General features: G+C 50.9%; 9 protein-coding genes. 6 read left to right on the plus strand and 3 right to left on the minus strand.

Translation table 11 applies throughout. The features are described 5' to 3' along the window. Positions 1–69 precede the first annotated feature (69 nt). Positions 70–1,137, plus strand: a complete 1,068-nt coding sequence (locus L3J94_03045) for a 3-deoxy-7-phosphoheptulonate synthase (GenBank protein ID MCF6217732.1) — start codon at positions 70–72, stop codon at positions 1,135–1,137. A gap of 6 nt (positions 1,138–1,143) precedes the next feature. Here L3J94_03045 and L3J94_03050 read toward each other — a convergent pair whose 3' ends face one another. Continuing rightward, a complete protein-coding gene (locus L3J94_03050; GenBank protein MCF6217733.1) occupies positions 1,144–2,064 on the minus strand; it encodes a hypothetical protein in 921 nt (306 codons plus the stop codon). Between the two features lie 402 nt (positions 2,065–2,466). On the opposite strand from L3J94_03050, the gene L3J94_03055 reads away from it, so the two are divergent. Continuing rightward, entirely contained in the window at positions 2,467–4,221 is a 1,755-nt protein-coding gene (locus tag L3J94_03055; GenBank protein MCF6217734.1) for a hybrid sensor histidine kinase/response regulator, read from the plus strand. On the opposite strand, the gene L3J94_03060 is transcribed toward L3J94_03055, so the two are convergent. Further along, complete coding sequence (locus tag L3J94_03060) at positions 4,204–4,800, minus strand: response regulator transcription factor (GenBank protein MCF6217735.1); 597 nt, start codon at positions 4,798–4,800, stop codon at positions 4,204–4,206. The two genes, L3J94_03055 and L3J94_03060, sit on opposite strands and share 18 nt — an antisense overlap. 167 nt (positions 4,801–4,967) lie before the next feature. Here L3J94_03060 and L3J94_03065 point away from each other — a divergent pair, with 167 nt between their 5' ends. Next, on the plus strand, positions 4,968–7,811 hold the full coding sequence (locus L3J94_03065; protein MCF6217736.1) for a hypothetical protein: 2,844 nt from the start codon (positions 4,968–4,970) through the stop codon (positions 7,809–7,811). Between the two features lie 126 nt (positions 7,812–7,937). Here the strand turns inward: L3J94_03065 and queG are convergent, their stop codons facing one another. After that, positions 7,938–9,014: a tRNA epoxyqueuosine(34) reductase QueG gene (gene queG, locus L3J94_03070; GenBank protein ID MCF6217737.1), complete on the minus strand. Its 1,077-nt coding sequence runs from the start codon at positions 9,012–9,014 to the stop codon at positions 7,938–7,940. A gap of 18 nt (positions 9,015–9,032) precedes the next feature. On the opposite strand from queG, the gene L3J94_03075 reads away from it, so the two are divergent. From L3J94_03075 to L3J94_03085, 3 genes are all read left to right on the plus strand, one after another. After that, on the plus strand, positions 9,033–10,511 hold the full coding sequence (locus tag L3J94_03075) for an NAD(P)H-hydrate dehydratase (GenBank protein ID MCF6217738.1): 1,479 nt from the start codon (positions 9,033–9,035) through the stop codon (positions 10,509–10,511). A gap of 145 nt (positions 10,512–10,656) precedes the next feature. Then, complete coding sequence (gene tsaE, locus L3J94_03080) at positions 10,657–11,118, plus strand: tRNA (adenosine(37)-N6)-threonylcarbamoyltransferase complex ATPase subunit type 1 TsaE (GenBank protein ID MCF6217739.1); 462 nt, start codon at positions 10,657–10,659, stop codon at positions 11,116–11,118. Between the two features lie 143 nt (positions 11,119–11,261). Then, the gene (locus L3J94_03085) at positions 11,262–12,602 is read left to right on the plus strand and encodes an N-acetylmuramoyl-L-alanine amidase (GenBank protein ID MCF6217740.1); all 1,341 of its coding nucleotides are present in this window, start codon (positions 11,262–11,264) and stop codon (positions 12,600–12,602) included. Positions 12,603–12,629: the final 27 nt, after the last annotated feature.

Here is a 12,629-nt window from a genome sequence, read left to right on the forward strand (position 1 = left end):
GCGTATCCTGCTACTGTTTGTGCCTCTTTTTTAGCTGAATTTACAAAAACCAGAGAATAAAGCATCTCAATGGATAATCGCGTCGAAAATTTGCACATCATCTCCGAAGTTCCCCTGATTCGCCCTGATCAGGTAAAAGCGATGTATCCGCTTACCCCGGAAAGTATCGACACGGTTATGCAAGGGCAGCAGCAGATTCGCGATATTCTGGATGGAACAGATAAACGTCTGTTTGTGGTGGTTGGCCCCTGTTCCATTCATGATGTTGAGTTGGCAGTTGACTACGCCAAGCGGCTTAAGGTGTTGGCTGATGAATTAAAAGAGAGCCTCTGCATTGTGATGCGGGTCTACTTTGAAAAGCCTCGCACCAGCATCGGTTGGCAGGGGTTGATCAACGACCCTGATATGGATGGTAGCTGTGATATCGCCAAAGGGCTGCTGATGTCACGTAAACTGCTGCTGAAAATTGCCGAACTGGGTCTACCCGCTGCCGGTGAGGCGCTGGACTTGATCACACCGCAATATGTTCAGGATCTCTTCTCTTGGACGGCGATTGGTGCGCGTACCACCGAGTCGCAAACCCATCGTAAAATGGCCAGTGGTTTCTCCACACCGGTCGGGTTCAAAAATGGTACCAATGGTGATTATGATGTGGCGATCAATGCCATCATCTGCGCAGCCCATAAAAATGATTTTGTCAGTATTGACCCATTGGGGCAGGTGGCGGTTATTCGCACCAAAGGCAACCCCTACACGCACATGGTGTTGCGTGGCGGGAGTGATGGCCCGAATTATGACGCAAAGCATATTTCAGCCTGTGAAAAACAGCTGGCCCATGGCGGGTTGCCACTTAATATTATGGTAGATTGCAGCCATGCCAATGCCCAGAAAAACCACCTGAAGCAGTTGGCGGTACTGGATGATATTGCTCAGCAAGTTGTTGACGGCAATCAATCCATCAAAGGCGTGATGATTGAGAGCAATATCAAGGCGGGTAACCAGCCCATTCCCGCAGACCATGGTCAGTTAGCCTATGGTGTGTCGGTTACTGATAAGTGCATTGATTGGGAGATGACCGAAAATGCACTGCGTGAGCTGGCACAGAAAACCGCAGCAGCACTCAAGAGCCGAGCTTAAACCCTCTCACTTGGTATGGCAGGTGAGACACAATGCGCTTTCCGCATTTGAGACCCGCAAAAAACTGGGAATAAATTCACTGGTTGGCCCTGCCGAAGGCACCCCATGGGGATCATGGCAAGAGGCACACTCCACCTCATAACCCTCACCCGTCTGGTACATGCGAATTTCGTTGGTATCGCTCCGGCCATTTCCATTGGTATCAAAAAAGCTTAACTTTCCAAGTTGAATGCCGGTCGGTATCCTAAAGTCGACACCCGCCCCTAGATTGGTGGGGTATTCCACGCCGATGGGGTGGTCATTGCGCAGGTCAGTACTGATGAAAAATGCTGAAAAATCGGCCATGCCCAGTGAGGGGAACATGGCGGGTGTGCCATGGCAGCGGTTGCAATCGACGATGGTGCTATTAAACATAACCGCGTGATAGCCACTGGTAGGGCCAGGGCCACTCCAGCTATCGAGAAAGGCCATATCGACATTGAGTTCCTGAGCAGGATTATAGCCACCTGAGCCAGGCATGTTGATAACCGAGTCCATAGCGATGGTGCCATCGTGACAGGAGAGACAGGTTAAAGAGTTGGCCCCCGGGTCGGTCATCGTCTGGCCCAAGGTAGTGGGCATGGCGTAGAGTGTATAGGGGTCCGATGGGCGGGTTCTGTTCCAGAGTGGTATCGCCCCCATTTGGCCGCTGGCCCCATGGGGAGTGTGGCAATAGACACACACCTCATTGTAGTCGTTGCGATAGGCGTTCATGAACACCTCCATATCTGAGTAGCGCTGGGTCAGGTTATGCCCGGTGTTGGCTACCGTGGTATGGTTAGGTGCTTTGGAGGCGGCGCGCCAGCCATCCGCAGAGGCTACTGAGGCCATCAATAGCAGACTGCTGATTGTGATGAGTAATATCAGGGGACAGAGCTTGGAACGCATGTAACCTCCACGATCTATACATATAGATGCTAATGATTATTTTGATAGTATAGTTGTTAGTCTTTCGTTAAAACAGATAAAAAATAGGATGTTATTTTGTTAGGTAAGTGTTAGTTGGTCTGGCGCTACTACCATAATCACTCTATATATAGTCGACCAACCCTTAAAAACCTTTTGTTTTTTGTTGAATCTGTTGGCCCGGATATTTCGTGAATTTGTGCAAAGGTCACGCAGGGTGTTGGTTTTACAGGGAATATGCGCTGTGGAGTTAATAGGCAAGTAAAATTGCGTATCATGTATGAATGATTCGAATTAAGCGTGGGTGAGTGTTTTGGTGTTAATAGAGAAGGTGTTGGGTGAATTAAAAGCGTCCGAAGAGCCGAAAAAGGCAGCCCTTTAAGTATGAAAAAACTGATCGATAAATTTGATACACCGATCCATCATGAGCAAATACGCGCCCTGTATCAGCAGTCACCTTTTGTTTTGTTCAGTGTGCTGGCAGTTACTTTCATTGTTGCCATCTTTTTCTGGGAGCAGGTCGATCATAAGCTGTTGATCTCCTGGGTGGTGATTAACGTGACGCTCACTTTTGCCAGGGTAGTGCTGGTTAAGTCTTTTCATCGTGTTAACCCCCAGGGCGCTATTCTGGTGAAGTGGGGGCTATTGTTCTCTTTTTCATCGGTGCTTTCTGGTATTATTTGGGGTCAAATTGCGGTGTTGTTTATGGATACCCGCGATGTGATTAACACCCTGTTTGCGGTATTGGTGTTAGTTGGCATGGCTTCGGGAAGCCAAATTTCGTTGTCCACTTTTTTGCCGGCCTACTTTGGTTTTGGTGTGCCGACGCTGTTGCCACTGGCGGTTGTTTTATTCAATCAGCCTGAGGATACTTTTGTATTGATTGGCTATATGGTGATGGTGTTCATTATTGCCAGCCTGGCCTTCTCCCTCATTATGAACCGCAATGTTTCGGAGTCGATACGCTTGCGCTTCGAGAATCTGGATCTTTTGGAGAGCCTTGAGCTGCAAAAAGATATTGCTGAAAAAGCAAATACAGACAAATCCCGGTTTCTTGCGGCGACCAGTCATGACCTTAGGCAGCCACTGCACGCCATGGATCTCTATTTTGGTGCCTTAAAAAATATACTGACAGAGCCGGCGCAGGTTGAGCTGTTAAATAAAGGACTGCAATCCAGTGCTGCGCTGGGTGAACTGTTGGCGGCGCTGATGGATGTATCACGCCTGGATGCGGGTGATGTGGTTGTTGATCGCGGGGTCGTTAATGTTGATATTTTGCTCCAGACTATTTGTGACGAATATCAGGAGAAGGCGAGCTGCCATAAAATGGTGCTTGAGTTTAAGCCGTCGAAACTGCTAGTGGAGAGTGATGAATTAATGCTGGGGAGGATGTTGCGCAATCTGGTTAATAATGCGTGCACCCACAGTGAAGGAACTCATGTTGCACTTAAAGCCGAGAGGGTGGGGGAGCAGGTGCTGCTCACGGTATGCGATGATGGTAAAGGCATTCCTGAGCCGCAACAGCGACAGGTGTTTTCTGAGTTTTATCAGTTGAATAACCCTGAACGCGATAGAAATAAAGGCCTAGGCCTGGGTTTGGCTATCGTTAAGCGCCTTGCTCGTTTGCTACACCATGAGTTGCACTTGGAGAGTGCGGCAGGAGGTGGCTGCTCTTTTAAGTTGCGCCTACCCTTCGCGGGGGTGGTTGATAATGTGATTACCGATGCGGTGGACACCGCCAGTTTGGATGTCTCTGGGCTGTTTGTCATTCTTATTGATGATGAAGCGGATATCAGAAACGCCATGCGTACTCTGCTGTTGCAGTGGGGGTGCGAGTTACTGGTGGCGGATAGCCTGAAGTCATTGCAGCGGGAGCTGGCCGAGATTAACTACCCGCAGCCCGATGTATTGCTGTGTGACTATCGCCTGCGGGAGAATCAGAATGGCTTGGAGGTCGTTATCGCGATGCGGCAATATTTCAATACAGAAATTCCAGCGCTTATTATCAGTGGTGATACCGACAAGGTGATAGAAGTGGCGGCGGTGACGCAGGGATGTGATGTTTTACACAAACCGATCCGACCCGAGCGATTGCGCACCGCAATTTATAACCTTGCTGCTTTATCTGCAGATGCCTAAAAGTTCGCGTGCTTTCAGACCAGCCTGCATGCGATTATCGACCCTCAGTAAACGCAGCAGTACAGTGACGTACTGCTTGATGGTACCTTCCGATAGATACATCTTTTTTGCAATACCCTTGTTGCTCAGCCCTTCGGCAAGATGAGCGAGAATCTGCTTCTGTTTATCTGAAAGGTCAATTGTATTGGCTTTATCCAGATCAATAGGTAGATAACGAACACCCGATAACACCTGTTTTACTGCCAGTAAAATGGTCTCACCGGAGGATGATTTGGTGACATAGCCGGCTGCGCCTGCGTCAATACAGCTGCGAATGGTCTGGCTATTTTCATCGGCAGAAACGATCATCAAATGTGTGTCTTTTAGCTGCGAACAGAGCTGTTGGATACTGACAGCCCCCTGCATTCCTGGCATCCCCAAATCCATCATCAGTAAATCGTAATCCGTGTGATGCAGGCGCTCCCTGACACTATCCAGTGTATCGGCAAAATCAATGGTCATATTTTCATCGAGTTGTTTCAACCAGACCGCCATGCTGTCGCGGAACAGGCCGTGGTCATCGGCAAGTAATAGATGCAAAACGGTGCGGCCTCAGAGATAGAAATAGAGTGGATGACCCTAACCCATTTTTCGTCGCAATACTAACCAAAGTTAGTCGCAGTTACTAACCAAAGTTAATATTGGATAGAGGCTGTTTAGGTGATAATGAGCGCACTAAATATCAGCATTAAAAAAGGATTTGCCACATGTCTATACCGAAAAAAGGTACCTTGTTTTACCCGTTTCTGATGGGTGCGCTGCTTCTCTCCATAACCCTGCTTAGTGGTTGTGGCGGAAGTGAAAACAGCACTGCGGAGGGCGCGCCGGAGACGTTGCAGGAGGAGGCAATTGTGGCGACATCCAAGATCTCGAGTTATGTTCTGGTGGCGAGCACCCCAGTCGATGACACAACGGTACAATACACATATCTCGCCACCTTTGATAATGACAACTTTCCAGCAAGCCAAGTGACCGCACGCATTACCGAAAGCCCCGATGGTACTGTCATCGTTGATGGTACCTTGAGTTTCGACAATGTGGATGCCGGTGGTCGTCAGGTGAGTAGCAAAAGCTTTATTCTTCAACGTGATCTTAGCAAGCCATTTCATGTAAATGATCTCGTTTGGGTTATTGAGGCTCAGCGTGAAGCCAGCCTCAGTTTTGATGCTGAACAGTATGAGTTGCGAATGGGGGTTGGTGAGAGCCGCGATATCAGTTATCAACTGCTGGCCTTTAATCCGGATACCGTCATCACAGAAGTGAGCTTACGTGAAGAGGGTGGGGGCGCTTTGCAATTGAGCAGCCGTAATAGTGGCATCATTCGCCTGAACCCAGGCAGTAATAGCTTTCGGCTTAGCCAGAGTGTCAGCCCTCTGACAACCGGTCGTTTTGAATTAACCCTCACTGCTACCTTGCCTAGTACGGGCTTGGAGCAGAGCGTGCGTATCAATATTATTGTTGAAGCCGACATGGATGGTGATGGTGTGCCGGATGAGATTGACCTGTGTGCCTATAGCACCTTGGGTGACTCCGTCGACAATAGTGGTTGTGCGGTGACCGACGTGGTTGATAGCAGTGCCTTTCGTGACTTGCAGATAGGTGAGATTATTTTTCGTGTGCAAGAGAATAATTTAGAAGAGCAGTACTTAAACGGCACACTCACCGGATTGCAGGCCAGTGGCTCACTCTTACTGCTGACTCCTCTCGGTGATATTGTATTGAAAGAGGCTGAGTTGGTTTTTGAGTATGGTGCTTCCGGTGTGGGCGGTATCGAGCGCCTACGGGGTACAGCGCAAGTCCCCTTTCCCGATGTGGGAATGCTAGCTGATGCAGAGGTCGGTACGCCGGTGATGGCTGATGTGGGTTTGGATTATGGTCGTAATTTGTCTGACCTTGAAGCACCGTTGGTGGATGATCGCCAGTATCTGTTTTTCGACTTTAGCGCCGGCTTTGAGGCGACTGTTGGCCCTATTAGCTTTGAAGCGCCGGGTGGCAAAGCGGTCACCTTTGTTCTCGATCCATTAGACCCCTTCTTTTTCTTCACCGGCGACCTGCCCGGTTTATCTGATATTGGTGTTGAAGGCCTTGGAATTGCCATGTCACTACAGGGCTTGATTCCCTTTGCACCGGATACTACCTGGGGTATTAGTGAGGGTATTGGTAGCTTTGATGCCAACCTCTATCTGCAAGGTGTCATCCCCTTCGCACGCTGGCCGCTAAACCTTGATGGCTCGCTGGCAGTCGATGTTGATGTCAATGACGATGGACAGACGCTGTTTAATAGCTTTGCACCGGATGTGGAGTATGGGGGTAATGGTACCCTCAATGTGGGTGTCGATTTCTTGAGATTCTTTAGCTTTGGTTTTGAATTAGGCAGTGCCAGCTTGGGTATTAAAGTGACCGATGGTGAGCAGAATGCCTACTTCAGCGGCATGCTTGATCCTGATACCGCTTTCTTGCCACAAGAGCTGGTGCCCATCCGCCCCAGCGCGGCGGTTAATATGGCCGGTCTTATCAGTGACGATATTGCCAAGTCATTTTTGCGAGGTGAGGGTGAATTCAATCTCGATGCTTCGACCCTAGGGCGCTTGGTAGGCATTAACCTCAACAACCTGAGTACGACCAACGCAACGTTTAGCGCTGATCGTGATGGTATAAACTTGACCGGTTATACGCGCACCAGCATCTACCCTGATGTGGGCTTTGATGGCGATGCCCAGCTAAATGCCAATTTTACGGGTTCTCCTACCGACTGGCGTATCGACATCACCGGTGATATGGCCATAGCCAATACGCCAATTAGTGAGGGGCGGTTAGAGGTCAGTACGGCGGGCATGCTGGTGAGTGGTGAGTTTGTTACGCCGTTGACCCGTATCGGGATGCGTGGGCAGATTGATTCCAGTGGTATTGAGATGCGCGGCAATACCGGCATCACTATTCCGATTAGTGTTGTGGAGACGGTGGTTGAGTGGGTGGTGGATGCCGCCATTTGTGGTACCGAACGGGTGACCGATGCCGCCCGGTGCGGTCTCGATACGGTCACCAGTGGCGCTATTTGTGGCACTCAACTCGTAACCGATGGTGCTATTTGTGGTGTCCAGACCGTGACCAGCGCGGTGCAATGCGGTACTAGGAGCGTAACCAGTGCGGCTATTTGTGGAAGTCAATGGGTTACAGATATTGTCACTTGTGGTTGGAGTGTTATTACCGGCCAGGGCGGTTGTAATGTTGCCAGAACCTGTAATGTCGCCAATAGTTGTAGTGTTCCCAGCTCATGCAATATTGCCAACACCTGCTCGATACCTGCAAGCTGTGATATCCCCCGTGGCTGTGATAACAGCACCAATATCACCCTTCCAAAAGGTGAGTTCCGTGGTGATATTGAACTGTTGCTGGGTAATCAGGGTATCGGTGGTGAAGTGAGCGGTGACTACTGCTTTGCCGGTGATTGCACCACACTTAGCGGCGGTCGGGTTAGGGCGGGTAGCAGCGGATTGGAAGCGTGTATTACCATACCTGTTGGTATCGGCGAGGTGTGCGCGCCTATTTGATCTAGAGCTTAATCGGGGGTGCTCTCACTTTTCACCTGCAACGTGGGTACCTCTGATTTATAGGATGACTAAACTCATCCCCAGATAGCATTTTTAGTGTTATTTGGGGATGAGTCATTTTGGGCTTTATGGGGTGTTTTGGTGCTGGGCTAACGCCCAGGCAACGTGTTCTCTGATCAACTCACTTTTATCATCCGCTCTCTCTAGCAGGGCGCTGATGATTTGCTCACTGCTTGGTGCATTCCCCAGTGCCACGGCAATGTTGCGTATCCAGCGGGTGTGACCAATACGGCGAATTGGCGAGCCGGCCATATTGTCGAGAAAGGTTGCTTCACTCCATAAAAACAGTTCGATCAGCTCCGGTTCTGCCAGTCCATGACGGGGTAGAAAATCCTGCTCACGGCTATAGCGGGCAAAGCGGTTCCACGGGCAGGCGAGTTGGCAATCATCACAGCCATATATTCTGTTGCCGATGGCTTTGCGGAATTCGATGGGGATGACGCCGTGCAGCTCAATGGTCAGGTAAGAGATGCAACGACGGCCATCCACCTGATAAGGCGCGACAATGGCCTGGGTAGGGCAGAGATCAATACAGGCCGTGCAGCGGCCGCAGTGGTTTTCAGCGCGGCTTTCTATATCAATGGGGAGTGGTAGGTCAGTGTAGAGTTCACCCAGAAAAAACCACGAGCCCGCCTGTCGGTTGATCAGGTTGCTGTGCTTACCGATCCAGCCAAGCCCCGCTTTTTCGGCCAACGCCTTTTCCAATACCGGGGCACTGTCTACAAAGGCGCGATAGCCAAACGCCCCCACCTGCTGTTGAATGTAGTCGGCCAGTTGCTGCAACCGTTTACGCACCACCTTGTGGTAATCCCGCCCGAGGGCGTAGCGTGAAATGTAGCCGCTGTCCGGTTGTTGTAGTAGCTTGCCTGCAATGACCCCATCGGGTGGCAGGTAGTCCATCCGTACTGAGATGATGCGCAGAGTGCCCGGTTCCAGCTCGGCGGGACGGCTACGCTTGTTGCCATGGCGCGCCATGTAGTCCATTTCGCCGTGGTAGCCCTTCTCCAACCAGCGGTTCAGGTGCTGCTCGGCATCGTCTAACTGGCAGTCAGCGACCCCCAGTTGCTGAAAGCCGAGTTGGAGCGATTTTTGTCTGATTTTTATCAGCAGTGCTTGATTATCATTATGTTTTTTTTCGGGCATAGTGGTTATGATAGCGCTATGGACTCACTTCCTCACACACTTTATTCCGCACAGCAGACCCGGGCGCTGGACGCGTTAGCGATTGAGAGTGGCCTTCCCGGCATTGAGCTGATGGAGCGTGCTGGAGAGGCCGCGTTTAAGCTGCTCAAAGCGTGCTGGCCTAACGCACAAAAAATTGCGGTAGTTTGTGGCGGCGGTAATAATGGTGGTGATGGTTTTGTGGTGGCACGTCTAGCACAGCAGGCGGGGGATTCGGTAACACTTTTTCTACTGCAAAAGCCGACGCGACTGAAGGGTGAGGCCGCTGAGGCGTTCGAGAGGCTCAAGCACAGCTCCGTCACACGGGTGTATGGCCTGCCAGAGGCGCTTGATAGTTTTGATGTGGTGGTTGATGCGTTACTGGGCAGCGGCTTGGCCGCGACGGTGCGTGGTGAAGTTGCCGATGCGATTGAGCGGATAAACCAAGCGACAAAGCCGGTTTTATCGCTGGACCTTCCCTCCGGGCTAAATGCCGACAGCGGTCAGGTGATGGGGTGCGGAGTCAAGGCTTCAGTAACTATCAGTTTCATTGGTCTGAAGCGCGGACTGTTGACGGGGGTGGGGCCGGGTTATAGCGGTGAGCTCCACTTCTCTGATCTGGCGCTCCCCGAGGCTCTATTTTTGCAGCTAAACAGTGGTGTTGAGCGGGTCGATTACGCCTCACTCAAGCATTTGATTCGACCCAGGCCAGCTTACGCCCACAAGGGGATGTGTGGGCACCTGTTGTTGGTGGGGGGTGAGCTGGGCATGAGTGGTGCAATTCGCCTAGCCGGAGAGGCCGCATTGCGAGGAGGGAGTGGACTGGTCTCCATAGCCACCCGCAAAGCGCATGCACCGCTGATCACAGCACAGCGTCCTGAATTGATGAGTCATGGCGTTGAAAATGAAGCGCAACTCTCACCACTTTTTGCCCGTGCGGAGGTGATCGCTTGCGGGCCTGGACTTGGGATGAACCGCTGGGGAGAGGTAATGCTGGCGCAGGTTTTAGCGCAACCCCAGCCGTTAGTGCTGGATGCGGATGCTTTGAACCTGTTGGCCCAGAACCCGCACAGGCGGGGAAATTGGCTATTAACCCCCCACCCCGCTGAAGCCGCGCGGTTGCTCTCCATTTCAACTGCCGAGGTGAGCGCGGATCGTTTTGCGGCGGTGAGTGCATTGCAGCAACGTTATGGTGGTTATGTGCTGCTTAAGGGGGCGGGTACACTGATGTGCGACCCTTCGGGTGGCATAAAGCTGTGTAGCGGTGGCAACCCCGGAATGGCGAGTGGGGGCATGGGTGATCTGTTGAGCGGATTGTTAGCAGCGTTGATTGCACAGGGCGTGACACTTGCTCAAGCGCTTCCTTTGGGGGTTGCTATCCATGCCGCAGCAGGTGATGGTGCCGCAGGCCATGCACCACGAGGTTTATTGGCCAGTGATCTGCTTCCTCACCTTCGTCAGTTGGTGAACCCGTCATGATGAATGGGCGTATTCATCTTTTACCTCAACTCTTCGTTATTTTCGTACCCAATCGGTCACATATGCCCTATATGCTCTCTCTTTCCGTGCGAAAAGGCCTCGATTTGAAGAAAAATCTAAACACGCTGAATAGTTACTCACAATGATGGATGAAAAAAACATTTTTCTGGCAGATGAGCAGGCGACTCTAAATTTGGGTAGTGAACTCTCAGCGGCATGTGCCTCGGGGGCGATAATTTACCTGTACGGTGATTTGGGGGCGGGTAAAACCACCCTGGTTCGCGGTATTTTACAGGCGCTGGGTTATCAGGGGCCGGTGAAAAGCCCCACTTATACCTTAGTTGAACCCTATGAGTTGGCTGGTCAATCTGTCTATCATTTTGACCTCTATCGATTAGCGGATCCTGAAGAGCTGGAGTATATGGGGATTCGTGACTATTTTTCAGATTGTGGTGAGCTTTGTCTGGTGGAGTGGCCGCAGTGTGGCCAGGGTATTTTACCCGCTGCTGATCTGGATATTTACCTCGACTACCAGCTTCCTGCACGCAGTGCTCGGTTGTTGGTACGGAGTGAAAAAGGGCGGACTATTCTTGCTCAGTTGGATTGAAAAGAGTTGTTTTTAGTAGCCGCTTAATGGTGTTTGGTAGGTTTCTTTTTTAACTTATTGATTTTAAAAAGGTTTAAAATCTTGAAAAGTAGGCGTTCTCGGTTCAGAATTTAGAGGTGATTAACTATCCCTGAGTGCGAGGCATGATGACCCGAGTTTTGTTACTGTTTTTGTTGCTCTGCTTACCGCTGGCCGCTTTTGCCGAGCAGCAGGTGAAAGAGCTGCGTGCCAGTGCTGATCATAACGCTACTCGTATTGTTATCGACCTGAGCAATCGCGTCGATTATCAGATCTTCACCCTTGGCAATCCTCACCGTGTGGTGGTAGATATCGCCGATACTCGCCTCGATGCCACAATTAACCAGCGTGCCTTGATTCACGGGCCGATTCAACATGTACGCTTTGGCACCCGTAAAGGGGATGACCTGCGTATCGTTCTGGATGTAAATCAGAAGGTAGTGCCAAAATCTTTTCTTTTGGAGCCACAAGGGGGGGCTGGCTATCGTCTAGTGATCGATTTTCCGGGGGTAGGGGAGTCGGCAGAGCAACGTGTGGCAAAAAAGCAGACGACGGCTGTAGCCAAGCCAAAGCATGTGTCAAAAACAGCACCACAAAGCTATCGTGATGTGGTGGTGGTGATCGATGCTGGTCATGGCGGTAAGGATGTCGGGGCGATTGGTGCAGCCGGTACCTACGAGAAAAACATTGTCTTGGCGGTTTCGAAAAAACTTGCCAAGTTGATCAATGCACAGCCTGGTATGCGGGCTGTTTTAACCCGTGAAGACGATCATTTTTTAACACTACGTGAGCGTACCCGAATTGCCCGCGACAACCATGCTGATCTGTTTGTCTCGATTCATGCCGACTCATTCAGCTCCCACCGTGCTAAAGGATCATCGGTTTACGCGCTATCCCAGCGGGGTGCTAGTAGCGAGGCAGCACGCCTGCTTGCCGAGAAAGAGAATGCGGCTGACTTGATTGCCGGTACCGATGCTGATGAAGAGAACGAGATGCTGCGCTCGGTTCTATTAGACCTCTCCCAGACCGGAGCTATTAAGGAGAGCATTGCAGTGGGTGAGCGAGTATTGCGCAAGATGGGCCAAGTTAATAAATTACATAAAAACCAGGTGGAGCAGGCTGGTTTTGCGGTACTTAAAGCACATGACGTACCCTCGATATTGATTGAGCTGGCTTTTCTCTCTAACCCAGGTGAAGAGCGCCGTCTTAAAGATCACAAGCATCAAGATAAACTGGCACGCTCAATTTGGGCGGGTGTGCATGACTATTTTGTCGATACGCCACCGCCCGGTACGCTGCTGGCACTTAATGATGCCAAGCATATTATTCGCTCGGGCGAGACACTCAGTGGTTTAGCTCACCGCTATCGGGTGAGTATGGATGCGATCCGCTCTGCAAATGCACTGCGTAGTGACCGACTGCGCATCGGGCAGGCCATTCTCATCCCAACGTATGTTGACGGCTGATTCACGCTTTTTGCTGTGTTAGAATAC

Source organism: Gammaproteobacteria bacterium (assembly GCA_021647245.1).
GTDB lineage: Bacteria > Pseudomonadota > Gammaproteobacteria > RBG-16-57-12 > RBG-16-57-12 > JAFLJP01.

Coding starts and splice junctions, on each gene's coding strand:
- L3J94_03045 (MCF6217732.1), top strand. CDS start 70: ATGGATAATCGCGTCGAAAATTTGCACATCATCTCCGAAGTTCCCCTG.
- L3J94_03050 (MCF6217733.1), bottom strand. CDS start 2,064: ATGCGTTCCAAGCTCTGTCCCCTGATATTACTCATCACAATCAGCAGT.
- L3J94_03055 (MCF6217734.1), top strand. CDS start 2,467: ATGAAAAAACTGATCGATAAATTTGATACACCGATCCATCATGAGCAA.
- L3J94_03065 (MCF6217736.1), top strand. CDS start 4,968: ATGTCTATACCGAAAAAAGGTACCTTGTTTTACCCGTTTCTGATGGGT.
- queG (MCF6217737.1), bottom strand. CDS start 9,014: ATGCCCGAAAAAAAACATAATGATAATCAAGCACTGCTGATAAAAATC.
- L3J94_03075 (MCF6217738.1), top strand. CDS start 9,033: ATGGACTCACTTCCTCACACACTTTATTCCGCACAGCAGACCCGGGCG.
- tsaE (MCF6217739.1), top strand. CDS start 10,657: ATGGATGAAAAAAACATTTTTCTGGCAGATGAGCAGGCGACTCTAAAT.
- L3J94_03085 (MCF6217740.1), top strand. CDS start 11,262: ATGATGACCCGAGTTTTGTTACTGTTTTTGTTGCTCTGCTTACCGCTG.